At 69.7% G+C, this 24445-nt stretch carries 23 protein-coding genes and 1 tRNA gene; 12 read left to right on the forward strand and 12 right to left on the reverse strand.

The features are described 5' to 3' along the window. Positions 1–337 precede the first annotated feature (337 nt). Positions 338–1576, forward strand: coding sequence for a hypothetical protein (locus SNR22_RS28465; RefSeq protein ID WP_320069765.1), 1239 nt, complete (start codon positions 338–340; stop codon positions 1574–1576). Positions 1577–1674: 98 nt separating this feature from the next. Here SNR22_RS28465 and SNR22_RS28470 read toward each other — a convergent pair whose 3' ends face one another. From SNR22_RS28470 to SNR22_RS28480, 3 genes are all read right to left on the reverse strand, one after another. Next, positions 1675–2388, reverse strand: coding sequence for a hypothetical protein (locus SNR22_RS28470; protein ID WP_320069766.1), 714 nt, complete (start codon positions 2386–2388; stop codon positions 1675–1677). Positions 2389–2548: 160 nt separating this feature from the next. Continuing rightward, positions 2549–3127, reverse strand: a complete 579-nt coding sequence (locus SNR22_RS28475) for a cysteine hydrolase (protein ID WP_320069767.1) — start codon at positions 3125–3127, stop codon at positions 2549–2551. A 4-nt stretch (positions 3128–3131) separates the two neighbouring features. Beyond that, the gene (locus SNR22_RS28480; protein WP_320069768.1) at positions 3132–4298 is read right to left on the reverse strand and encodes a hypothetical protein; all 1167 of its coding nucleotides are present in this window, start codon (positions 4296–4298) and stop codon (positions 3132–3134) included. 725 nt (positions 4299–5023) lie between these two features. Between SNR22_RS28480 and SNR22_RS28485 the strand changes: the two genes are divergently transcribed. The 10 genes from SNR22_RS28485 to SNR22_RS28530 all read left to right on the forward strand — a co-directional run bounded on the left by SNR22_RS28485 (position 5024) and on the right by SNR22_RS28530 (position 14850). Next, entirely contained in the window at positions 5024–5275 is a 252-nt protein-coding gene (locus SNR22_RS28485) for a DUF6284 family protein (protein ID WP_320069769.1), read from the forward strand. Continuing rightward, entirely contained in the window at positions 5275–5646 is a 372-nt protein-coding gene (locus tag SNR22_RS28490; RefSeq protein WP_320069770.1) for an RRQRL motif-containing zinc-binding protein, read from the forward strand. The genes SNR22_RS28485 and SNR22_RS28490 overlap by 1 nt, the downstream gene beginning before the upstream one ends. Further along, on the forward strand, positions 5643–6527 hold the full coding sequence (locus SNR22_RS28495) for an ABC transporter permease (protein ID WP_320069771.1): 885 nt from the start codon (positions 5643–5645) through the stop codon (positions 6525–6527). Before SNR22_RS28490 ends, SNR22_RS28495 begins: the two co-directional genes overlap by 4 nt. A 96-nt stretch (positions 6528–6623) precedes the next feature. Next, positions 6624–7091: a DUF3307 domain-containing protein gene (locus SNR22_RS28500; protein WP_320069772.1), complete on the forward strand. Its 468-nt coding sequence runs from the start codon at positions 6624–6626 to the stop codon at positions 7089–7091. A 330-nt stretch (positions 7092–7421) separates the two neighbouring features. Further along, on the forward strand, positions 7422–9635 hold the full coding sequence (locus SNR22_RS28505) for a cell division protein FtsK (RefSeq protein ID WP_320069773.1): 2214 nt from the start codon (positions 7422–7424) through the stop codon (positions 9633–9635). A gap of 387 nt (positions 9636–10022) precedes the next feature. Then, positions 10023–10316 (forward strand): hypothetical protein, encoded by a 294-nt coding sequence (locus SNR22_RS28510; protein ID WP_320069774.1) that lies wholly within the window; start codon positions 10023–10025, stop codon positions 10314–10316. Positions 10317–10498: 182 nt separating this feature from the next. Next, positions 10499–11413 carry a bifunctional DNA primase/polymerase gene (locus SNR22_RS28515; RefSeq protein ID WP_320069775.1) on the forward strand — a complete coding sequence of 305 codons (915 nt, stop codon included), beginning with the start codon at positions 10499–10501 and terminating at the stop codon, positions 11411–11413. Next, a complete protein-coding gene (locus tag SNR22_RS28520) occupies positions 11410–13008 on the forward strand; it encodes a YfjI family protein (protein ID WP_320069776.1) in 1599 nt (532 codons plus the stop codon). Before SNR22_RS28515 ends, SNR22_RS28520 begins: the two co-directional genes overlap by 4 nt. Positions 13009–13462: 454 nt before the next feature. Beyond that, entirely contained in the window at positions 13463–13645 is a 183-nt protein-coding gene (locus SNR22_RS28525; protein ID WP_320069786.1) for a helix-turn-helix domain-containing protein, read from the forward strand. Continuing rightward, on the forward strand, positions 13645–14850 hold the full coding sequence (locus tag SNR22_RS28530) for a site-specific integrase (protein ID WP_320069777.1): 1206 nt from the start codon (positions 13645–13647) through the stop codon (positions 14848–14850). The genes SNR22_RS28525 and SNR22_RS28530 overlap by 1 nt, the downstream gene beginning before the upstream one ends. A gap of 84 nt (positions 14851–14934) precedes the next feature. On the opposite strand, the gene SNR22_RS28535 is transcribed toward SNR22_RS28530, so the two are convergent. The 9 genes from SNR22_RS28535 to ald form a co-directional block, all read right to left on the reverse strand. Next, positions 14935–15008 (reverse strand) — tRNA-Pro (locus tag SNR22_RS28535). 196 nt (positions 15009–15204) lie between these two features. After that, complete coding sequence (gene der / locus SNR22_RS28540; protein ID WP_320069778.1) at positions 15205–16608, reverse strand: ribosome biogenesis GTPase Der; 1404 nt, start codon at positions 16606–16608, stop codon at positions 15205–15207. Beyond that, positions 16605–17285 carry a (d)CMP kinase gene (gene cmk / locus SNR22_RS28545; RefSeq protein WP_320069779.1) on the reverse strand — a complete coding sequence of 227 codons (681 nt, stop codon included), beginning with the start codon at positions 17283–17285 and terminating at the stop codon, positions 16605–16607. The genes der and cmk overlap by 4 nt, the downstream gene beginning before the upstream one ends. A gap of 188 nt (positions 17286–17473) precedes the next feature. Beyond that, positions 17474–18244, reverse strand: a complete 771-nt coding sequence (locus SNR22_RS28550; RefSeq protein ID WP_320069780.1) for a pseudouridine synthase — start codon at positions 18242–18244, stop codon at positions 17474–17476. Beyond that, on the reverse strand, positions 18231–19088 hold the full coding sequence (scpB, locus tag SNR22_RS28555; protein WP_320069787.1) for an SMC-Scp complex subunit ScpB: 858 nt from the start codon (positions 19086–19088) through the stop codon (positions 18231–18233). Before scpB ends, SNR22_RS28550 begins: the two co-directional genes overlap by 14 nt. A 218-nt stretch (positions 19089–19306) precedes the next feature. Continuing rightward, the gene (locus tag SNR22_RS28560; RefSeq protein ID WP_320069781.1) at positions 19307–20374 is read right to left on the reverse strand and encodes a segregation and condensation protein A; all 1068 of its coding nucleotides are present in this window, start codon (positions 20372–20374) and stop codon (positions 19307–19309) included. 88 nt (positions 20375–20462) lie between these two features. Further along, positions 20463–21386, reverse strand: coding sequence for an AAA family ATPase (locus tag SNR22_RS28565; protein WP_320069782.1), 924 nt, complete (start codon positions 21384–21386; stop codon positions 20463–20465). A gap of 255 nt (positions 21387–21641) precedes the next feature. After that, a complete protein-coding gene (locus SNR22_RS28570; RefSeq protein ID WP_320069783.1) occupies positions 21642–22628 on the reverse strand; it encodes a site-specific tyrosine recombinase XerD in 987 nt (328 codons plus the stop codon). A 17-nt stretch (positions 22629–22645) separates the two neighbouring features. Then, positions 22646–23761 (reverse strand): alanine dehydrogenase, encoded by a 1116-nt coding sequence (gene ald / locus SNR22_RS28575; RefSeq protein ID WP_320069784.1) that lies wholly within the window; start codon positions 23759–23761, stop codon positions 22646–22648. Between the two features lie 156 nt (positions 23762–23917). Here ald and SNR22_RS28580 point away from each other — a divergent pair, with 156 nt between their 5' ends. Next, entirely contained in the window at positions 23918–24298 is a 381-nt protein-coding gene (locus SNR22_RS28580; RefSeq protein ID WP_413775725.1) for a TM2 domain-containing protein, read from the forward strand. Positions 24299–24445: the final 147 nt, after the last annotated feature.

Genomic DNA, 24445 nt, shown 5'->3' on the forward strand with positions numbered 1-24445 from the left:
CCCAGGAAGCCAGAAAGGCCGGCCCGATGTTTCGGACCAGCCCTTTGACCTGCTGTTTCACCTTGTCGGGACGGCCGGATTCGAACCGACGACCCCTTGACCCCCAGGACGATCCGCCACACGTCCACGCACGTCACGCACGCAATCCCCAAGATCAGGCCGTGCAGTCGACGGCATGCCGGTCACCAGCGCGCACACCATGCGGTCCCCAACTGGTCCCCGGCTGGCTGCTGTCACCGCCGCTGTCGAGCACATCAGAGCCACCGCCGATGAGTGCTGGTCAGCCGTCACCCCTTTGCAGGTGTCCGCCCTACGCCCCTCCAGTACAGTGCCCTGCATGAATCCACCAAATATGGGCGAGGGCGAACCCAAGCACAGCCTCGCTGTCCTAATACCACCGGACAGTTCGGGCGTTGCCGACCTCAACTTTGTAGCGCACATATCCGAAGACGAATACATGCGCTACACGAGCGCAATGGAGATAATAGGCAGGCTTGATAACAGAAATCGGACAACGCTCGATCTGATCGAGCGAAACTATCAGCACATCAAGTCGCTTCACTCCTTCTACTACCGACTCTTCTCAAACGCCAGAGAGAAGGGGCGAGTTGGCGCATTCGACGCCGGGATAGCAATTTCAGTGGCGGTAGCTAACTGGCTAATGGCGGTCCGACTGCACTTAGATCACGAAGAGACGCGGATTAAGCGCCAATATGGCAAAGACTCGCCCGAGGTGCAGAGCTTCAAGTCTGCCTGCTCAAGGGCGTACGACGACTCCTTCGCTTATCGGTTTCTCTATAAACTAAGGAACTTCACCGTACATTGCGGCCTGCCTCTCGGCAGCGTAAACCTGCGCATACCAGCTGAAGACGAGCGGAAGCGCGGAATAATCCAGCACATCGAGTTCCTACTCGACCGCGACTTACTCCTAAACGGTTTCGGTTCATGGGGGACAGTTAAAGCCGAACTTAACGCCATGCCAAAGAACTTCTCTGCAGTGCCACTAATAGACGAGGCAATGCCACTAATACGAGAAATAATGGATGAGATAATCCGAGCAGACATCACCGCAGCCCTTCCGCATGTTCCCGTCGCGTTGGAGGCACTTGAACGAACGGGGGACCTCAATGGAGGCATGGCAGGAATAATTCAATGGTCATACATGACCGACGGCGGCCTCAATCTGACGAGCATGAGGTGGATCGGCCACGAAAGCGTTCTGAAATTGGCTAGTGTTGCGGCGCATGAAGACCCGTTGGCCGCGCTGCGACAGCCAGCAGACCCGATGCCGCGTCACGGAGTCAGCCCGGAGATGCAATATCGAGCAGAGCGAGGAATCGCCGTGTTGCAGTCTTGGCTGCAAGATAACGGCACGCCCAATTTTACCCAAACGCTGAACCGGCTAATCGAGGAAGACGGCAATGTTGAGCCGGTAGTAACAGGGCTGGTAAATACTGCGGCGGACTTGCTGTACCTGGCGGCGCTAGCCACCAACACGACTCCTGAAGTGATTCTGTCGGACCTTTCAGCACGCCAGCCACATCCGGAACAACCTCGTCCGGACGGAGAAGCGTGAAGGCTTCAGCGCTGACGGCCGGCGTGGCGCGCCCCGGTCGGGGTGGGGCATGGGAGAAGCGCAGAACACCGCTGCGGTGAACAGGCAGTACTGCCGGGTTACTCACCCCTCGTCCTAGCACTGTAGGAGATTGAAGGATTCACAGAGCCGTCTCGCCAATGAAGGCAAATCACTTTTTTGAAGTGCGGGAAGTTGTAGACAATTCCAGATGGCCTATAAGCCGCACCGTCGAATGGACCACCATCCCCGCTTGCAGGCGGAAAAAGTGAGATCCAAAATTCGAGGCCGCCGATCGCCACCCTCCCACCGCCCAACACGCAACCTCGCCGCATCCATATCGGGACAAATTCGGTAGGGCTAGACAAGTTAAGCGCAATTTCAGGCGTAGGATGCATCCATAAGCCCCAATTTTCAGACCATGGCGCTTCCTCGAACACCAGCCTTGTGACCTGTTCCAGGTCTGGATTGGCAAGAGTCGATCCATTTGCGGTGAAGATCTTCGAAACAGTGTGCGTAACCAAAGACTTAAGCAACCACCGCTCAAGCATGTCGCCGGATACATCGATCTGCTCGGTCTCAGGCAAGAAGCCCTGCTTGTTGATCTCCGTCACAAAAAGACGCTGGGCCGTAAACAGGAGTTGCGCATTTGTGTCGAGCGGCGAAAGGTCGCTGTTATGATTGCGACACAAAACTTTAGCACCGAACTCGGATCGCTTGATACCGATTCCCGTCCTACCGCCAGTGTAGGCAGATCCACTCACGATGTTGGCACCGAGCACACCAAGCACAGCGTCGCTGATGTAATGCTCCAAGCTAATCTTGGTGTGGCAGTCGCCCCTACTTAACGCCCAGCAGCGAGGATGGCGATAGCTCTCACGACCGGACGGTCGAGGCTCACTCACCGAACCCGCCTCCCGATTCGCATTAGTTCGCCGACGAGTGTAATTTTATTTGGACTACCTAATCTGCAGTTCACGATGCGTCGGGTGATAGAGACACCTGCGGCGGCAACCCGATGAGTTCAGCAGGAATGTCGGTCAGTCGTATTACCTGTCCGGGACCGATGAAACGCCGCGCAACCAGTAGTCCAGCCTCGTGCGCTTCAGTGCCCGCATGGCTCGCCGACGCATCCGCGATCAGCCAAGGCGTGAAGTCGCATTCGAATGCATCCACGGCCCCCTTCAAGACGCAGCTTTCCGTGGCAATACCGCAGAAGTAGAACTCTTCCCATCCGTGCTGCTTGAATAGCGCCACACCCTCTGAGGTGAATGGACTATAGATCCTCTTGTCAAGCACTACACCCTGATTGACGTACGGATGCAACTCGGGCACAAAATCAATGTCAGGGGATGACTGGAGCCGCTGCCAGCCAAAGAAGCGCTCGAAGGGGCTGCCAGGATAGTTCGAGTACCGGGTGAAAAGTGTGTCACCGCCGGCTGTCTGCCAACGGCGCACCAAGTCTGCAACGACAGGAACAATGTGCGCCGACTGCTCTCGCACGAACCCGTTTTGCATGTCGGTCACAACAAGCACAGGGCGGCCCGTTGTCATTGGCTCAACCTCGATCCGTGTCGCGGAGCGTTTCGATGGCTTGGTCTAGGGCTGGCATTAGGTCACAGGTCCGCAGAATCGCCCGGCGCATCGCCTGATGCTGTCCGGTCTCCCTCAGGCGAGAAACAGTGAGCCGGGAGCGTACTCCCCGAAGGTAGCGCCATCCATGCTCCGGCGGCACCTGCGGATCTCGCCCCTGCTCTACCTGACGGGCGATCGCGTCGCAATACGCCCACATGGATTGAATCGCAAGCTCGCAGGCGATCATCTCGACTTCGGTCAAGGAACGCTCGGCTGAGATCGGGTGGTATACGACTCCGGACCACGAGGCGTAGCCCACCGAAATCCCGCGTACACCGAATGATTCGATGCCTACGTGGTCGTACGCCTCGGACAGCAACGACTGCTCGACCAGTTCGGCATGCGCCAGGTGTTCGTCATCCATGGCGCGGCCACGGTGCAGCAACACCTTTGGCGTCGACATGATACGCAGCGCGGCATCTAGCAACTCCGCCGGCCACGCTGGCTCTACCACCCAATGAGCGCCAAGAACATACACCGCAGACTCATCCTCGGCTGGCGCGATGGACGCGAGGTAATCGATAGCCCATTTGATGTTGTCGCCATACGACACCTCCCGCCACGCAGCGAGTGCCGCGATCGTGGACAACTGGACTTGCTCGACAAGGTGAAAGATTGCCGACCCGCACGGCCAGACGTACAGGGTGCAGTCGCCTTCCGGGTGCTCGACGGGTGCCGAGTAGCAGGTGTGCCACTCCCCCACGGCTGGCGCGCAGCTTGCGCTCTCCCGCAACCGGGCAGCGCCGTCAGCGCCGACGAACGCCGTCACGAACTTGTGGGATCGCGCCGAGAAGTACGGACGGTCCTCAGCGCCGCTGGTCAGCTCACCGAACAGATCGTGCGGCTTCGCGTCGTACGCCAGGCAGTAAAGCTGCCGGTAGATCGGGTCGGTGACCGCTACGCGCCCGGTCTCGTGGCGGTACATCGCCTTCTCGATGGCTTCGACCGTGGGCGTCTCCCGGATGCCGCGTTGCTGGCCGACGCGGTACAGCTCTCGTGCGGCGCGCTTGCGCGACTCCCAGCCGGCCGCCTTGCGGCGGTTGACCAGCACGAGGTTCGGCTTGAACTGCCGAGGGACCTCAGTGGACATGGGCCGTGTCCTTCGTGTCCGTGCGTAGGAGATGCCCGAAGCGCCGCCCGCCGGGCAGTCTCATTGGCAGGCGAGCAAGGTGCCGCCGCAGACGGGAACCGAGGACAGGTGACACCAGATGATCCGACCTAGCCGGTGCTGCCTCGACGCGGCCTCTCGGCCTGCCACTTCCGGACGCTCTCGGGCTGCCAGGCCGGAGACCGGCCGAACATCCGATCAGGTGCCGGAGCCTGCCCGCGTGAGACGTAGGAAGCCCAGGTTGCGCGACTGATCGGGGCACCTACCGAGGCCAGGTAGGTGCGTACGTGGTCCGTGGTCCACCAGTCGGTGGGCAGGTCAGCGTCAGTCATCAGTACAAGCCTACGCGGTACGGGTGCTTGCACGAGTACAACGTGACGCTGTAGCGTCACGAATACAACGTCAAGTTGTAGCCGGCCGGATGGCCCGGGGAACGGCGGCACTCGTTGCCGCACGCCCATGGGACGCCGGATCAGGTCGTTAGTTCTCAACTTCACAGCGACAGGAATGAGTGCGCGTAGGGCCGCTGGACAGCATCCCTGCCTTGAACCAGAGGTGGTCGACACCGGTAGCTCCCGGGTGAGCGGGGCGAGTGAAGCGGCTGGCGCGCACTGCATGACCTCGGGCCGGTGGTGTCGCATCCATTTGCGACGTCACTGCCGGCCCCGATTGCTCCCCCGCTGCAACAACACACCTGGAGGTTTCCCGTGCGGAACCGACTTGCCCTCATCACTGCCGAACCGACCACCGCCGACCTGGCCGCGATCGACACGGAGTGGCCGCTGATCGCGGCCGAGCTGGACGTCCTGGACGCCGAGATCACGATGCTCTACGCCGAGGACCACGGCGGGCCGAACGTCCTGGACTGGCGGCGGCTGCGTCGGGCCGAGGCGCGCGTTACCCGCGCCGCCGCCGACCTGGCCGCCGGCACCCTCGCCGACCCGCACCGCGCGGCCTGATGTCGCGCATCCGGGCCGGCTACTGGGATCCGGACGGGACCCGGTACGGCATCCCCACCTTCTGGTGGCGAGGTGCCCCCGCCGGCTACGCCACCCGCCGCCAACTGCGTGCCGCCGGCCTTCGCCCCGCCGGGCAGCCGGTCGCCGCGCAGGTGCTCTGGCGCGGCGTCGGCGGCACCCGCGCCGCCTTCCTGTACCGGGTTGACCTGGCCCGGCCGAAGCGCACCGCCACCCCTGCCCAGCTCCGCGCGGTCCGCGCCGCGTTGACCGCCCGCCGCACCTGCCCCACCTGCGGCGTGACCCGCTCCTACTACATCCCGCGCTCGCTTGGCGAGTGCCTGACCTGCTCCGATGGAGGACATCAGTCATGACCGCCCCGACCATCAACGGCACGAAGTTCCCGCAGTCGGTCGACGTGCTGCTTCCGGCCGCCCGCGCCCTGGACCTGCCCGACGGCCAGCAGCTCCCCTCCCGTAACCGGCTGATGCGGGAGTTCCGCATCGGCGCGGCCAAGGCTGACGACATCCTCGCCCGCCTCAAGTCCGAGCACGCCGGCCGTACCCGGGCCGAGACGCTGCGCAAGGCTTTGATCCTGCGCGGGTCGCTGCTGACCCCCGAGACGGACACCGCCGACCCGGCCGCGCCCCGGCTGGACTACCCGAAGCCGATCGGCCCGGACCCCGACCCGGCCCCCGTACCCGGGTTCGCCCCGGTGGTCGACCCGACCCCGGCCGCCCCGGCGGAGATCACGCCCGCCGAGCAGGACGGGCAGGTCATGGCGGTCAGTCACCCGGACACGCCCACCACGCCCGCCCCGGCCGCGTCGGTCCGGTCGGCGGTGGCCTGGCCGGTGGTGCTGCTCGCGCTGCCCGCGTTCGTGGCGATCTGGTCCGGGTGGGTGGGGCTCGGCGGACTGACCGGGTTCGGCATCGTGCACCCGCTGCCCGGCATCGCCGACGGGTTCTCCATCAACTCGGCCATCACCCTGCCGATCGGCGTCGAGACCTACGGCGCTTACGCCCTCTACGTGTGGCTGTCCGGGCGGGTGCCGACCGTCGCACGCCGGTTCGCGAAGTGGTCCGCGCTCGGTTCCCTCGCCGTCGGCGCGCTCGGCCAGGTCGCCTACCACCTACTCGAAGCCGCCGGTATCACCTCAGCCCCGTGGTGGATCACCACCGCCGTGGCGTGTCTCCCGGTCGCCGTGCTCGGCATGGGCGCCGCCCTGGCGCACCTCGTCCGCGTTCACGACTAGCTCTGCCCGGCGGCACGGCCCCTGGGCCTGGAAAACCTGTGCCGTGCCGCCGGCCCTCACCCCCTCAACCCTCACGGATCTCAAGGAGAGACCCCCATGTTCGCAGATCCGAGCGGTGCCCGTGCCGCTGCGTTCGCTGCCGTGTTCGTCGCCCTCTACGTCGCCCATCAGGTCGCCGATCACTGGGTGCAGACCCAGCACCAGGCCGACTGCAAGGGCCGGCCCGGCTGGCCGGGCCGTATCGCCTGTGCCGCCCACGTCGCCACCTACACCGCCACCGCGCTGCTGGCCCTGGTGTTCCTGATCGCCGGCACCGGCCTGCGCCTCGGCCCGTCCGGGGTGGCGGTCGGGTTGACCGTCTCGGCGGTCACCCACTACATCGCCGACCGGCGCACCCCGCTCAAGCGCATCGCCGCCGCCCTCGGCTCGGCCCACTTCTACGCCCTCGGCGCACCCCGCCCCGGCCACGACGACAACCCGTCCCTCGGCACCGGTGCCTACGCCCTCGACCAGTCCTGGCACATCGGCTGGCTGTTCGTCGCCGCCCTGTTCTGCGCGGTCTGACCGCCCCCGTGGGGCATCCGCCCATCACCGGATGCCCACGCGGGGGCCGCCAGACCGACTGGACGGCACGACCCGAGAGGACCGACATGGCGAGCTGCGCACACCCCGCCTTCCACTACACCTACGCGAACGGCAAGAAGTACATGGTCTGCACCCAGTGCGGGGCCATGTGGGAGGTCTGACCGCCCCCGTCAACCGAGGTAAGACGTGCCGCTGCTGCGGCGCAACCGACAAGTAGCCCTGCCCGGCGGCGCGACCCATGGCCTAGGAACCGTGCCGCGCCGCCGGCCCCTCACCGATCCCGTGAGACCTGTTGGAGGAACCCCCATCATGACCTCCCCCCGAGATGAGTTCGACTGGCAAACCGCCGAAGCCACCGAAGCCGACGTGACCGGCGGCCCGGATGCCGAGGTGGTCGACCTGGACGATGCCCGATCCCGCCGACACGCTTCCGTCACCCCGCCCGGCGACGGAAGCGACCTGGACGACGACACCGACGCCGACGCCGAGAGCGTTGATGACGGGCCGGGCCGCGTGGGCGGGCCGGTCGACATGGCCGAGCCCATCCCCGCCGAGGTGGTCGCCCGGCAGCGGGAGCGGCGGCCGATCCTGGCCGAATGGGCGCGCTCCGGCCGTGCGCTGCGGGCCGCCATGAAGCATCAGAGCAAGGACGCCGGCTACGTCACCGCCTACCACGGGGTTCGCCTGCCGAAGTACGCGGTGAAGGCCCTCGCATGGGCACCTGTCGGCGCGGTGCGCGGGATCGGGCAGGCGTTGCGGTGGGCGTCCGCTGAGGAAGGTAACTGGCACCTGCGGCAGGCCGCCGCGTCCCGTGGCGACGCCGACACCTGGCTCAAGCTCGATGCCCGCCGGCAGCGTCAGTCCGTGTGGCGGTGGTGGGTCCTGGCCGCTGGCACGGCCGGCACCGGAACCGGCGTCATCGTCCTGGCCGCTGGGCCGTCATGGTGGCGGTGGGCGGCGGCGGCCGTGGTGGTGCCGTTCCTCGCCACGCGGGGACGGCCGGCAGACAAGCCGCTCACCGACCGGGTGAGCGAGGGCACCCGCTACCGCAAGCTCACCGCCGACCTGGTCCGCCGGGCGCTCACCTCGCTGCAACTGGCCGCCATCAACTCCGCGGTTGCCAAGGACCCGAAGGCCATCAGCTTCCCGATGGACATCCACCGCGACGGCCCCGGCCACCTGGCCGTGGTCGATCTGCCCTACGGGGTGGAAGCCGCCGAAGTGGTCGCCCGGCGCGGCAAGCTCGCCTCAGCGATGCGGCTGCCGCTGGACCAGGTGTGGCCCGAACCCGCCCCGGGACACACCGGCCGCCTGGCCCTCTGGGTCGGCTACGAACCGGCCTCACAGATGAAACAACCCGCCTGGCCGCTGCTGGCCGGCACCGCCCGGGTGGACGTGTTCAAACCGTTCCCGTTCGCCACCACCCCCCGCCTGGACACCGTGGCCGTGGACCTGATGTTCCGCAACTTCCTGTTCGGCGGACAGCCGGGCAGCGGGAAGACGTTCGCGCTGCGGGACCTGATCCTTGCCGCCGCCCTCGACCCGCGTACCGAGATCCGGGGCTACGAACTCAAGGGCGTCGGGGACTTCGCCGTGTTGGAGCCGGTCATGGCCGAGTACGGCAACGGCTTCGACGACGACACCCTTGCCCGGTGCTTCGGGTTCATCGAGTGGCTGTACGAGGAGTGCCGCCGCCGCTCCAAGCGCATCGAGCACTACGCCCGGATGGGCAAGGCACCCGAGAACAAGGTCACCCCGGAACTGGCCAGCCTCAAGGGGTCCGGCCTTCACCCCCTGGTGGCGTGGTTCGACGAGTTGCAAGAGCTGATGACCAGCAAGTACGGCAAGGACGCCGGGGAAATCCTGGAAAAGGTCATCAAGCTCGGCCGCGCCCTGGGGGTGATCATCCTGATCGGTACGCAGATTCCCGACAAGGACAGCTTGCCGACCGGCATCACCCGCAACGTCAACTCCCGGTTCTGCCTCAGCGTCGCTGACCAGACGGCCAACGACATGATCCTTGGCACCTCGGCCTACAAGAACGGCCACCGGGCCACGGTGTTTCAGCCGGTCGACGAGGCCGGGTGGGGCATCCTGCGCGGGTTCGGCCCGAAGGCGTCGGCGGTGAGGTCGTTCTACGTCGACACCACCGCCGCCGCCCGCATCGTCGCCCGCGCCGTCGCCCTACGCACCACCGCCGGAACCCTGCCGAAGCCCGACGAGCAGACCCGCGACGTCGCCCCGGTGGCGGACGTGCTCGGCGACCTGGCCCGCGTGTGGCCCGGCGACGACAAGGCCGCATGGAACGAGACGTTGTGCGCGCTGCTGACCGAGCTGCGGCCCGAGGTCTACGCCGGGTGGGAAGCCGCGCAGCTCACCACCGCGCTCAAGCCGCACCCGCTGATCAAGGTCGGCGACGTGGGGCGGCGCATCGACGGCAAGCCGACCACCCGGCGCGGCATCAAACACACCGACCTCCTCAAGGCAATCGCGGAGCGTGACCGGAAGCGGTCCGCCGGCTAACCCGCCCGGTGGGTGCTAGCGCTAGCGGCCCGCACTGCTAGCGCTAGCACCCCCGCTAGCACCCCATCCGAATCATGAGCTGCCCTCTAGCGGATAGCAGCTCACGGCCCCGCACGCCCGAAAACCGGCCCGGGAGGCACTTGTGGACCCCCTGCTCATCCTCGCTATCGCCATCGCCACCCCTGCCATCTTGGTAACGCTTGGTTACGTCGGGCTGTGCTGGGTCAGCCCGTTCACCCGATGCCAGCGGTGCGCCGGAACCGGCCAGACCACCACCCGTGTCCTTCACCGCCCGCGCGGCTGCCGACGCTGCGACCGAGGCCACCGGCTCCGCACCGGACGGCGCATCTACAACTACGTCCACCGCATCCGCACCGAGGCCACCCGATGACCCGCCGACCCGCCGGCCACACCGAATGGTGCGGACGCGACCACCGCTGCAACCTCGGCGAACACCGCTCCGACCCCATCATGGTCGACCTGCCCGGCCACGGCCGCGCCGTCCTCGTCCGGGTACGGACCGCCGCCGGCCGCGACCACGCGGAGATTCGGCTACGGGTCGCCCTGGCCCCCGCCGAGCCGGCAGCCCGCCGCCAGTTGGCCGGCCTACTCGCCGACGTCCGCCAGGCCGTGACCCGAGCCGCCATCGCCGCCCAGCCCCGCCCCCGGCGGGCGGCGTAGTGACCGGCCTGCGGTGCGGCCACTGGATCGGCACCGCCGGCCGCTACTGCCACCACCCGGACCGCATCCGGCTCTACCTGCAAGGCCCGCGCTGCCCCGCCCACACGCCCTCAGCCCTGGCCGGGCGGCCCGAGCCACCTTCCACACCCATTCATCCGCCATCGACCGAAGGAAGGGATCTCATGCCCGACCCTGACCTGTTGGCCGCCGCCCTCGGCCACGCCGCACGCGGGTGGCACGTCTTCCCGCTACGCCCCGACGACAAGCGACCCGCCTTCCCCGACCACCCCGCCGAGACCTGTGCCGGCCGCGACCCGCGCTGCCGTGCCGCCGGCCGGCACCTCGGGTGGGAACCCCGCGCCACCTGCGACCCTGACCGCATCCGCCGGGCGTGGTCGGCCCGCCCCTACGGCATCGGCATCGCGTGCGGCCCCTCGCGGTTGGTGGTGGTCGACCTCGACCGGCCGAAGCACCCGGCCGAGGCGGGCGGCCGTGACGGCCTGGCCGTGCTCGCCGACCTGGCCGCCGCGCACGCCGCCGTCATCGACCCCACGTACACCGTGACCACCGGCCGGGGCGGCACCCACCTCTACTACCGGCACCCCGACGACGGGCCGGCGCTGCGCAACACCGCCGGCACCCTCGGCCCCCTGGTCGACACCCGCGCCCACGGCGGCTACGTCGTCGCCCCCGGCAGCACCGTCGCCGGTCGGCGGTACACCGTCGACCTGGACACCGACCCCGCCCCGCTGCCCGGATGGCTCGCCGGCCTACTCGCCCCCGCCCCGCTGCCGCCGCAACGCCCGGTGGTGGTCGACCTGCCGACCGACCGCACCGGGGCGTACGTGCGGGCGGCCGTCACCCGCGAGGTGCAACGGGTCACCGGCGCCGCCCCGGGCGAGCGCAACCGCTGCCTCTACATCGCCGCCGTGGCCCTCGGCCAACTCGTAGCCGGCGGCGCGCTGGCCGCCGATGACGCGCAAAGCGTGCTGGAACAGGCGGGCGCTGCTGCCGGGCTGCGCGCCGCCGAGGTGTACCGCACCGTCCGATCCGGGCTCACCGCCGGCTCCCACCGCCCCCGAAAGGTGGCCGCATGACCGCCGCCCGTCTCCACCTCGTCACCGACCCGGCCGACACCACCGGCCAGCAATCCGCGGGCGGCCCGCTGTGGGATGTTCCAGTGCCGTTGACCGGCCCCAACACCGCGCCGCCGCCGTTCCCGGCCGAGGTGTTCCCCCGGTGGCTCGGCGACATGGTGACCGGCGTTGCCCGGTTCACCCAGACCGATCCGGCCATGGCCGGCACCCTCGCCGTGGCGGTGCTGTCGGCGTGCGCGGGTGGCCGCTTGGAGGTCGAGCCGGTCGCCGGGTGGCGGGAGCCGGTGAACGTGTTCGCCGCCGTCATCGCCGGCCCCGGCGAGCGGAAGTCGCCGGTTCACCGGGCCATGACCGCGCCGCTGTTCGCCGCGCAATCGACGCTCGGCGACGCGATGCGCCCGAGGATCGCCGAGGCCGCCGCGCTGCGCGACATCGCCGACCGGCAGGCCGAGCAAGCCAAGACCCAGGCCGCGAAGGCGACCGACCCCGGCAAGCGCGACGAGGCGTCCGCCGAGGCCGTGGCCGCCGCCATCGCCGCCGAGGCCATCACCGTTCCTACCCTGCCGAAACTGATCGTGGACGACGCCACCCCCGAAGCCCTCATCGGCCTGATGGCCGCCAACGGCGGACGGATGGCGATCATCAGCGATGAAGGCGGCATCTTCGACACCCTCGCCGGCCGGTACTCCGGTGCCCCCAACCTCGACCCCTACCTCAAAGGCCACGCCGGGCAGCCGATGAGTAACGAACGGCAGACCCGCGAGGGAGCCTCGGTCGAGAAGCCCGCGCTGACCGTGTGCGTGATGGCGCAACCGACCGTGCTGCGCAAGTTCGGCGGTAACGCCGACCTCGCCGGGCGCGGCTTGCCGGCCCGGTTCCTGTTCGCCCTGCCCCGCTCGTTGGCCGGATACCGGTCCGTGGACAGCGACCCGGTGCCCGAGGCCGTGACCGCCGGCTACGCCCACCGGGTGCACGACCTGGCCGCCACCCTCGCCGAATGGACCGACCCCGCCGTGGTCACCCTCACCGAGGAAGCCGGCCGCGTACGGCGGGCCGCCGCCGAGCAGGTCGAGACCGAGCTACGGCCCGGCGGCAGCCTCTACGACATGCGGGAATGGGGCAACAAACTCTCCGGCGCGACGCTGCGCCTGGCCGGGTTGCTGCACGTCGCCCACCACCCCGCCGACGCGTGGCGACGCCCGATCGACGCCGACCGGATGGCCGACGCCGTACGGCTCGCCGAGTTCTTCGCCGCCCACTACCGCGCCGCGCTCACCACCATCGGCAGTGACACCGCGATCGAGAACGCCCGCTACGTGCTCGGCGTGCTCACCAGCAAGGGCATGACCACCTTCACCCGCCGGGAGCTACACCGCCGCGTCTCCCGCCAGCTCCCGAAGTCCGACGCCGTGTCGGCGGTGCTCGCCGAACTGGCCGCCCTCGGATGGGTCCGCCACGGCCCGGACGGCCGCTACGAACTGCACCCCCGCGCCGTCGCCGAGGCCCCCGACCCCGTTGACACGCTGACAACCGCCCCCGGCGACGACGTTTCCGCAGCTCAGCACACCCGCCAGGGTGTCAACGGGCCGCGTTGACAGCCGTTGACAGGCGTTGACAATCCACCGCCGGCCCGCCCGGTGTCAACGGGTGTCAACGCCTGTCAACGGGGGGCGTTGACACCTCGATGCCGGCCCTCACCTGCGGAAACACCCGCGCGCCGGCCGATTGTCAACGTGTCAACGCCTCCCGGCCCCTTCCCGACGCCCACCGGCACCGACCGGCCCGCCGACCCCCTCGCACGTAGCCCGCTGAGAGCCACGGAGACGAATCACCCAACGCCCTACACCCGGACATGTCGGATCTTGCGTCTAGGGCGCTCTCAGCGGGCCGTTCTACGCCCTTTCACGGCAACACCTTTCCACCCCTTGCAAGATGGCTACCGCCGACCGAAAGGCCCTCACCGTGCGACTCGTAACGCAGAATCCCCCACCGGAAGCGGCCACCACCCCGGAAACGCACGACACCTTCCGGCTGTCGTCCAAGCCGTTCATGTCCACGGAGGAACTTGCCGCGCTGCTGGATGTCGACCCGTCGACCATCCGGCGGTGGCGTACCGTCCCGCCCTTGCAGGGTCCGCCGTTCATCCAGATTTCCGACCGCGTGGTGAAGTACGCGACGGCCGACGTAGAGCGCTGGCTCTCCGCCCGCCGGGTCTACCCGAAGGCGGCATGATGGCACCTCCCCAGCAACCACCGATCGGCGTACAGCTCGCATCCGATGTGGAGGTGCGGCCGGGCCGGGAGCGCCCCTACCGGGCGCGCGTCCGGTGGGTCGACCCGACGACCAAGCGCCGGCTGTCCAAGTCCGAGACCGTCGCCACCCCGGAAGAGGCGCAAGCGTGGATCGACGGAATCGTCAGTGCGGCGCGAGGTGGCGTCGATCCGGTCGCCGCGACAAAGCGACTGGCCGAGTACGGCGAAAGCGTGATGACGCTGGCGCTGCGCGGCCTGGAACGGAAGACGCTTGACCCGTACCTTGCCGGCTGGCGTAAACGAGTGATTCCCGCCCTCGGCCACATCCCGATCCGGATGATTACCAACGGCGCGGTTGACCGGGCCGTACATGGGTGGATCGCCGACGAGTGCAGTCGATCGACGGTCAAGAACAGCCTTGCCGTGCTGGTCCGAGTGATGCAGCAGGCCGTACGAGACGGGATCATTCAACGAAATCCCGCTCAGGTGACCGGGTGGCAGCGCGAGTACCAGCGAGCGGAAGACGAATTGGACGACCCGCGCACGCTGGCCCTGCCTCACTGGGAAGCGCTGGAACAGCTTGCCGCCGCCTTGGTCGAACGGTCTGCGAACGGCTTCCCCGGTTGGGGCGAGGTGACCATCTTCGCCGCGTGCACGGCCGCCCGGATCGGCGAGGTTTCCGGCGTGAGGGCAGAGGACATCGACCGGAAAACCTGGATGTGGACGGCACGCCGACAGACCACGCCCGGCCCCGGTGGCCTGATCGACAAGGGCACCAAGGGAAAGCGCGCCCGGATGGTCCCGCTGATCGAAGAGGTACGGCCGATCGTCGCCCGCCGCCTGGACTCGGTCGCCGAGCCGCACTCCCGACTGTTCACCGGGCCGCGTGGCGGACGAATCAGCACAGCCGTACTGCGGGACGCGACGCACTGGGATGAGGTGGTGACGAAGCTCGGCTACGAACACCTGCGCCGGCACGACCTACGGCACACCGGGCTGACCTGGATGGCCGACGCCGGGGTCCCGGTGCACGTGCTGAGGAAGATCGCCGGTCACGGATCGCTGACCACGACACAGCGGTACCTGCACCCCGACCGGCAGTCGATCACCGACGCCGGAACGGCGCTCAGCGCCCACTTGAAGGCCCGCCGGTCCCCAGGTGGTCCCCAGCTACGCGCCGTCTAGATCAGCAAATCCCCACTGTTCCAGTACGAATTAGAGGCCGTTGACCAGGGAAAATATCCCGGTCGACGGCCTCTTTTCGTGCTGTCGGGACGGCCGGATTCGAACCGACGACCCCTTGACCCCCAGTCAAGTGCGCTACCAAGCTGCGCCACGTCCCGATGCTCCCGCGCGCATCTCCCCGCGGCAACCGATACAGCTTAGCGCAGGATCTTTCCCCCACGCGCACCGCCCCTCCCGCGTCGTCGGGCGTTGCCCTGCCCACCACTCCTAAGCCGTCCTAGGAGGATAGGGAAGTTGGTGGGCGCGCAAGTGCCGGGTGGGCACACGGCCCACCCGGCTCTCAGGACGTACGAATCAGCCGTGCGCCTTGCCCCGGCCGCCCGGGCCGAGCTTCTTGCGCGGGCGTACCGAGATCTCCACCGGGCTGCCCTCGAAGCCGAACTCCTCACGGAGCTTGCGCTCGACGAAGCGCTGGTAGCCGGCGTCCAGGGGCGCGGTGGTGAAGAGCACGAACCGCGGCGGGGCGACGCCCGCCTGGGTGGCGAAGAGGATCTTCGGTGCCCGGCCGCCGCGGATCGGGTGCGGGGTGGCCTGCACCAGCGCGGTCAGCCAGGCGTTGAGCGGTGCGGTCGGCACCCGGGTCTCCCAGCTCGCCAGGGCCTTGCGCAACGCCGGGGCGAGCTTGTCGACCGCGCGGCCGGTCATCGCCGACAGGTTGAGCCGCAGCGCCCACGGGATGCGGCGCAGCTCCCGCTCGATCTCCTTGTCCAGGTAGTACCGACGGTCGCCGTCAACCAGGTCCCACTTGTTGAAGGCGATCACCAGTGCCCGGCCGGACTCGGTGACCATGGCCAGGATCCGCTGGTCCTGCTCGCTGATCGGCTCGCTGGAGTCGAGCAACACCACCGCCACCTCGGCGGCCTCGATCGCCCCGGCCGTCCGCAGACTGGCGTAGTACTCGGTGCCGCTGGCCTTGCCGACCCGCTTGCGCAGCCCGGCCGTGTCCACCAGCTGCCAGGTCTCCCCGCCGATGGTGACCAGACTGTCCACCGGGTCGACGGTGGTGCCGGCGACCGCGTCGACGACCGCCCGCTCCTCGCCGGAGAACCGGTTGAGCAGGCTGGACTTGCCGACGTTGGGGCGGCCGACCAGGGCCACCCGGCGCGGCCCACGCGGGCGGTTCTCCTCGATGGGCGGTGCCTCGGGCAGCGCCTCAAGGATCTTGTCGAGCAGGTCGCCGGAGCCCCGGCCGTGCAGCGCGGAGACCGGGAACGGCTCACCGAGGCCGAGGGACCACAGCGAGGTCGCCTCCATCTCGATGGAGGCGTTGTCGGCCTTGTTGGCCACCAGGATGACCGGCTTGGCGCTGCGCCGCAGCATCTTCACGGCGGCCTCGTCCACGTCGGTGGCGCCGACCATCGCATCGACCACGAAGATCACCACGTCGGCCGTGGCGACGGCGATCTCGGCCTGCGCGGCGATCGCCCCGGCCCGGTCCTTCGCGTCGGGCTCCCAGCCGCCGGTGTCCACCACGGTGAACGCCCGGCCGGTCCACTGCGCGTCGTAGGGGACCCGGTCCCGGGTCACCCCGGGGACGTCCTCCACGACCGCCTGGCGGCGGCCGATAATCCTGTTCACCAGGGTGGACTTGCCAACGTTGGGGCGGCCGACCACGGCCACCACCGGCACCGGGCCGGTCGGCTCCTCGACAGCAAGGTCCCGCTCGCGCAGCTCCGTCCAGCTCTCTTCCGTACTCACGCCACTCCCCGTTCGGTCAACAGCACACGCAGCCGGTTGACGACCTCGTCGATGCCCAGCTCGGTGGTGTCCAGCACCACCGCGTCGGCTGCCTGCTGCAACGGGTCGGCCTTGCGGGTGGAATCGAGCTTGTCCCGCCGGGCCAGGTCCGCGGCGGTGGCGGCCACGTCGGCGGCGGCCTCGGCGCTGCGCCGCTGGGCACGCGCCGCCTCCGAGGCGGTCAGGTAGACCTTCAGGTCCGCGTCCGGGGCGACGACCGAGCCGATGTCACGGCCCTCGACCACGATCCGGCCGGCCTTGGCAATCAACTCCCGCTGCCGGGCCACCAGCAGCGCCCGCACCGACGGCACGGCGGCCACGGCGGAGACCGCGGTGGTGACCTCGGGGCCCCGGATCTCGGCGTCGACGTCGACGCCATCGGCGGTCACCGCGTACCCCTGAGGGTCGGTGCCGATGCTCAGGTCGACCTCGGCGGCGACCTTGCCCACCGCGGCGGCGTCGGTCAGGTCGACCCCGGAACGCAGCACCGCCCAGGTGATCGCCCGGTACATCGCGCCGGTGTCGAGGTAGCGGGCGTCGAGCCCGGCGGCGAGCCGCCGGGAGACGGTGGACTTACCCGAACCGGACGGCCCGTCCACAGCCACCACGCAGCGCCCGGCCCGTACGTTTTCCTCCACCGTGATCCTCCTCAGCCCGTGCCTCGCGGGGCCCGGCGGCCCGTCGCGAGCGGTTGTTGTCGTCGTCAATCATGCCCACGGCCCGCCTCGGGTCCGCGTGCGACGCCGCAGGTGGCGACCCACGCCACCGCGCGCCCCGATCGGGGCGTCACGGAAGCCTACCGGTTGTCCTACCCCGCGCTGCGGGGTCAGTCACCCACCGCCTTGAACAGGGCGGCGACCTCCGCGTTGGTGAGCCTGCGGGTACGCCCGGAGCGCAGGTCGCCGAGGCGGATCGGCCCGAGCGAGGTACGCACCAACCGGGAAACCGGGTGCCCGACCTCGTCCAGCAGGCGCCGGACGATGTGCTTTCGCCCCTCGTGCAGCGTCAGCTCCACCTGGGCGGTCTTGCCCAGGGTGTCCACCACCTTGAATGAGTCGACCGTCACCGGGCCGTCCTCCAGCTCGACGCCGGCTGCCAGCCGCTTGCCGAGGCTGCGCGGGATCGGCCCGGCCACCTCGCACAGATACGTCTTCGACACCTCGTACGACGGGTGCATCAGCCGGTGGGCGAGGGTGCCGTCGTTGGTGAGCAACAGCAGGCCCTCGCTGTCCGCATCGAGCCGCCCGACGTGGTAGACCCGCTGCTCCACCCGGTTGCTGAGGAAGTCCGACAGCGCGGCACGTCCCTTTTCGTCCGCCATGGTGGAGACGACCCCGCGCGGCTTGTTCATCGCCAGGTACACCAGGCGGGTGTCGGCCACCAGCCGCTCGCCGTCGACGTGGATCACGGCGGTGGCCGCGTCGACCTTGTCGCCGAGCTTGGCCACCCGGCCGTCGACGGTGACCCGGCGGCGGAAGATCAGGTCCTCGCAGGCACGGCGGGATCCCACGCCGGCGGCGGCCAGCACCTTCTGGAGGCGTTCGGCCCCCTCGAAGACGGGCGCGTCGGGTTTGGGGGCACGGTCATCGGGTCGCATCGGCAAGCTCTTCTACGTCGTTGGGGAGGAACGGGGCGAGCGGGGGCAGTTCGTCGACCGAGTTCAGCCCCAGCTTTTCCAGGAACATGGTGGTGGTCCGGTAGAGGAACGCCCCGCTGTCTGCTTCGGTGCCGCACTCCTCGACCAGGCCGCGAGAGACCAGCGTACGGATCACCCCGTCGCAGTTGACACCCCGGATGGCCGAGATCCGCGAACGGGTCACCGGCTGCTTGTACGCCACCACGGCGAGTGTCTCCAACGCCGCCTGAGTCAGCCGGGCCGACTGCCCGTCCAGTACGAACCGCTCGACGTACGTAGCGTATTCCGGGCGGGTGTAGAGCCGCCAGCCGCCGGCGGCCCGGCGCAGCTCGAAGCCGTGCCCGGCGGCGGTGTAGCCAGCCGCGATGTCGTCGAGCACCGGGCCGATCCGCTCGGGCAACTGCTCCAGCACCTGGGCGAGGATCAGCTCGCTGACGGGTTCGTCGACGACCAGCAGGATCGCCTCCAGCGCCCCGCGCAGCTCCGCGTCGTCGAGCAGCACGGCCGGGGGTGGCTCGGGTGCCCTCCGCCGCCCCCGCCTCGGGCCCCCCTCCGAAACGCCCCCGCCACCGCTTCCGCCGACCGTCCCGGAACCGCCACCGCTTCCGCTTCCGCTTCCGCTTCCGCCGACCGTCCCGGAACCGTCAGCGCTTCCGCCACCAGCGGCGGCGACCTCGGGAACACCGACGTCCCCCGCCGGAGTGCCCCCATCGGCCGTGACGACCGATTCCGGCCCCTCCCTGCCCCGATCCGCACCAGGATCGGTTGCCGCGGCGATCTCGTCGTCGGAGATCTTGGAGGGAATCGGCCCCTCCGGGGGCCGTTTGCTTCCAAGGTCTTCCGGAGCCGGATCCGGATCCGGATCCGGATCCAGATCCAGATCCAGATCCAGATCCGGGTCGGGGTCGGGGAGAGCCGGTGCGGGTGGTGCCGGGGGTTCCGGGCGGGGCTCGGCGGGGCGATCCCAGGGTGGAACCCAGGCGGCGGCCTGATCGGCCAGGGAGTCGCGGCGTTCCTCGTCGCTCACTGCGGTCGCTCCTCCGTCGCTGCCTCGTCCACCGCTGCCTCGTCCACCGCTGTCTCGTCCACCGCTGCCTCGTCCATCGGCACCACGTCCATCGGCACCTCGCCCGCCGGCATTTCGGTCCGCACCCCGCCCGGTGGCTCGCCGGGTGCGGCGACCGGGCCGTCCGCCGAGTCGGGCGGAGCGCCGGCGTACTCGTCGACATGCAGGTCGGCGGTGCCGTCGGCCGGGCCGGTCCAGCGGACCGTCAGCTCCTCCAGGGCCTGCTCCTGCACGAAGGAGACCAGGCCCTCCCGATACAGCTCCAGCAGGGCCAGGAACCGGGCCACCACCTCCAGGGTGGCCTCACAGTCGGCGCAGAGCAGGGAGAACGTCGCAGTGCCGGCCCGGCGCAGCCGCTCGGCGAGGATCGCCGCGTGCTCGCGGACGCTGACCCGGACCATGTGCACGTGCGCGATGGACACCTCGGGCACCGGCTTCGGGGTCATCGCCTTCACGGCGAGCCGGAGCAGCCGCTCGGGGCCGATGCCGAGGACCAGGTCGGGCAGCGCCTCGGCGTACCGGGGCTCCAGGGTGACCGCGCGGGGGTACCGCCGGCCGCCCACCGCCTCCAGTTCGGCGATGTGCGCCGCCGCCTCCTTGTACGCCTTGTACTGCAACAGCCGGGCGAAGAGCAGGTCCCTCGCCTCCAGCAGGGCCAGGTCCTCCTCGTTCTCCACCTCGGCGGAGGGCAGCAGCCGGGCTGCCTTCAGATCGAGCAGGGTGGCCGCGATCAGCAGGAACTCGCTGGCCTCGTCCAGGTCCCACTGGTCTCCCATCGCCCGGATGTAGGCGATGAACTCGTCGGTGACCCGGTGCAGGGCGACCTCGGTGACGTCGAGCTTGTGCTTGCCGATCAGTTGCAGCAGCAGGTCGAACGGGCCGGTGAAGTTGTCCAGCCGCACCGTGAAGCGGGTGCCCTCCCCCGCCACCACCCCGGGCGTCGCCACGTCGTCGACCACCTCGGCCGGGGCGTCGACCTCGGGGGGCGGGAGCGCGGCGGGCGGGTCGAGGGGCGGGGCGGTCACCGGACGACCGTAGTCCACGCTCCCCGGGCACCGGCGGCACGGCACGCCCCGGACCAGGAGCGCACGCCGGCCGGACGGGGCACGGGGGCTACCGCTCCGCCTGCGCGGCGATCACCTCGCGGGCGAGTTGCCGGTAGTTGCGGGCCCCGGACGAGGCCGGGTCCATGGTGGTGATCGGCGCGCCGGCCACGGTCGACTCGGGGAACTTCACCGTCTTGGTGATCACCGTCTGGTAGACCTTGTCGCCGAACGCCTCGACCACCCGCTGAAGCACCTGGCGGCAGTGGGTGGTGCGGCTGTCGTACATGGTGGCGAGGATGCCCTCGAGCTCCAGGTCGAAGTTGAGCCGCTCGCGCACCTTGTCGATGGTGTCCAGCAGCAGGGCCACACCCCGGAGGCTGAAGAACTCGCACTCGAGCGGGACGAGTACGCCGTGCGCGACGGTCAGCGCGTTGATCGCCAGCAGGCCGAGCGACGGCTGGCAGTCGATCAGGATGTAGTCGTATTCCTTGCGGACGCTGCGCAGCACCCGGGCCAGGGCCATCTCCCGAGCGACCTCGTTGACGAGTTGTATCTCGGCGGCGGAGAGGTCGATGTTGGCCGGCAGCAGGTGCAGGCCGGCCACGTCGGTCTTGATGAGGACGTCCTCGGCGGTGACGTCGTCCTGCATCAGGAGGTTGTAGACCGACAGGTCGAGGTTGTGCGGGTTGACCCCGAGCCCCACCGAGAGGGCTCCCTGCGGGTCGAAGTCGACCAGCAGCACCTTCCGGCCGTACTCGGCCAGGGCTGCGCCCAGATTGATCGTGGTGGTGGTCTTGCCGACGCCACCCTTCTGGTTGGCCATCGCGATGATCCGGGCCGGGCCGTGCCGGTCCGTGGGCATCGGCTCCGGGATCGGCCTGCGCATCGTGTAGGCCGCCGGATCCGCCGGACCGAGACCCGCACCGAGCGAGGCCTGCTGCTCGCGGAGCTCCGTCGTCCAGGTCTCGGCACGGTCACCGTTGCCAGCCATGTCTTCGTTGCCCCCTCCCGACGACCACCCGGCGTCGGAGCCGTCCGACGTCCCTCGCAGCGCCGCTGCGCACCCCGGTCATCCACCCGCAAGGTCCGCGCCATGCCGACTGTACGCCACGGGCCAGCAGGGAGTTCGGCACCGGTACGGCGTGTCGGGCGGCACGCCGAACCAGTCGGGCCCGCGGGGCCGGGGCAGGGCACGAGCGGGATCGTGGGCCGGGCAGATACGGATCACGGGCGCGGGGCGTGAGGGTCAGCCCCGGGCGCGGGGATGGGCGGTGGCGTACACCTCGCGCAGCCGCTCCACAGTGACCAACGTGTACACCTGCGTGGTGGTCACCGAAGCGTGGCCGAGCAGCTCCTGCACCACCCGCACGTCGGCGCCCCCGTCGAGCAGGTGGGTGGCGTACGAGTGGCGCAGGGTGTGCGGGGAGACCGCGGCGGGGCCGTCCACCGGCAGTCCGGCCTGCTCGGCGGCCCGCCGCAGGATGGTCCAGGCCCCCTGCCGGGTCAACGCTCCCCCGCGGGCGTTGACGAAGACCGCCGGGGTGCCCCGGCCGGTGGCGACCAGCCCGGGACGGGCCCGCACCAGCCAGGCGCGCAGCGCCTCGACGGCGTACCCGCCGATCGGCACGAGGCGGGTCCGGCCGCCCTTGCCGCGCAGCAGCACCGTCCCCTCCCCGGTGTCCAGGTCGTCGACCGCCGCGCCGACGGCCTCGGAGATGCGCGCCCCGGTCCCGTACAGGAACTCCAGCAGCGCCCGGTCGCGCAGCGCGAGCGAGGCGCCCTCCCCGGTGGCGGTCACCGGCCCGGCGGTCTCCAGCAGCCGGGTCACCTGGTCGACGGCGAGCGCCCGGGGCAGCCGGCGCGGCGGCGCGGGCGGCCGCACGTCCCGGCTCGGGTCCGCGCCGGCCAGCCCCTCGCGCAGCGCGAAGCGGTGCAGGCCGCGCACGGCGCTGGCCGCCCGCGCGGCCGAGGAGACCGCCAGCGGCGGGTGGCCGTCGTCGCCGGCGCGCAGCCGGGCCAGGTGCGCCTCGACCTGTCCGGCGTCGACGGCTGCCAGGTCGGCGACGCCGGCGACGGCGAGCGTCGCGAGGTAGCGCTCCAGATCCCGGCGGTACGACGACAGGGTGTTCGCGGACAGTCCCCGCTCGACGGTGAGGTGGTCGAGGTAGCCGCGCACGGCGCGACGCAGGGCCGGCGCGGGCTCCTCGCCCGCCCCGGCCCCTTCGGGCGTCACGATCGCCGCGTTCTCGGTCAGGCCAGCACCTCGTCCAGCGACAGGGCCGACATGCCGTGGGCCTCGGCGACCGGGCCGTAGACGACGCGACCGTCGTGGGTGTTCAGGCCCAGCGCCAGGGCCGGATCGTGGCGCAGCGCCGCACGCCAGCCCCGGTTGGCCAACTCCAGGGCGTAGGGCAGGGTGACGTTGGTCAGCGCGTAGGTGCTGGTGTGTGGCACCGCCCCGGGCATGTTCGCCACACAGTAGAAAATCGACTCGTGCACCTGGTATGTCGGCTCGGCGTGCGTGGTGGGGCGGGAGTCCTCAAAGCAGCCACCCTGGTCGATGGAGATGTCGACCAGCACGCTGCCCGGCTTCATCCGGGAGACCAGCTCGTTGGAGATCAGCGTCGGGGCCTTCGCCCCGGGCACCAGGACCGCGCCGATGACCAGGTCCGCGTCGAGCACGGCCCGCTCGATCTCGTACGCGTTGGAGGCGACCGTCTGCAGGTGGCCACGGTAGATGGCGTCGGCCTGGCGCAGTCGGGCGACGTTCTTGTCCAGCAGCAGCACCTCGGCCTGGAGGCCGAGCGCGATCGCGGCGGCGTTCATGCCGGACACGCCGGCGCCGATGACCACGGTCTTCGCCGCGTACACGCCGGAGACGCCGCCCATCAGGATGCCGCGTCCGCCGCCCTGCCGCTGCAGGTGGTACGCGCCGACCTGCGGGGCGAGCCGGCCGGCCACCTCGGACATCGGGGCGAGCAGCGGCAGCGACCGGTCGGGCAGCTCGACGGTCTCGTACGCGATGCCGGTGACCAACCGGTCGACCAGCGCGTCGGTGCACGGCTTGGACGCGGCCAGGTGCAGGTAGGTGAAGAGCACCTGCCCCGCGCGCATCCGGTGGTACTCCTCGGCGATCGGCTCCTTGACCTTGAGCACCAGCTCGGCGGCCTCCCACACCTCGTCGGCGGTGGCGACGATCTTCGCCCCGGCCGCGGTGAACTCCTCATCGGTGATGCTCGATCCGACGCCGGCACCGGCTTCGAGGAAGACCTGGTGACCGCTGCGAACGAACTCGTTGACGCCCGCCGGGGTGATCGCCACCCGGTACTCGTGGTTCTTGACCTCGCGGGGGATTCCGACCTTCACGATGCAGGCACCTCTCTCGGGGCGTCCCACCCCGACCGCACGGTGCGCGGCGGCCCCATTGCCACCGCGGTCCACCGGTCACGCGGCGGCAGTCTAGGCGCGCCGTTCGTCGTCGAGCACCGACACTGTGACATCCGGTACCCGGCAGCGCTGACGATGTGTCAGGAATCGGTGGTACCTACGGCGGGTGGCGTCTCAGCCATTCGGCCACAATCCGCTCCCATCGTCCCAGGTAGGGCCGGGCGGTACGGACAGGACGTGAGTGGATCATTAGGGTGTCGCCCCATGACCACTCCTTATCAGCAGTACCCGCAGGGCGTCTCCGACAAGAGCAAGCTCGTCGCGGGTCTCCTCGGCATCTTCCTCGGCACCTTCGGTGTCGGGCGTTTCTACATGGGCGACACCAAGACCGGCGTGATCCAGCTCGTAGTGAGCCTGGTGACCTGCGGCGTCGGCGGCATCTGGGGCCTCATCGACGGCATCCTGATCCTGGTCAACGGCGGTGTCGACGGACAGGGTCGCCCCCTGCGCGACTGACGTCCCAGGGCACCGGGGGGGGGGGGGGGGGGGGGCGGGCCCCCCCCCCCCCCCCCCCCCCCCCCCGCCCCCCCGGGGGGGCCGCCCCCCGGGGGCCCCCTCTCGCGTTCCCCATGGAGTATCGGCCCATGGAGTGTCAGCCCGCGC

Origin of the sequence: Micromonospora sp. RTGN7 (genome assembly GCF_033804645.1) — a bacterium.
Taxonomy (GTDB): domain Bacteria; phylum Actinomycetota; class Actinomycetes; order Mycobacteriales; family Micromonosporaceae; genus Micromonospora.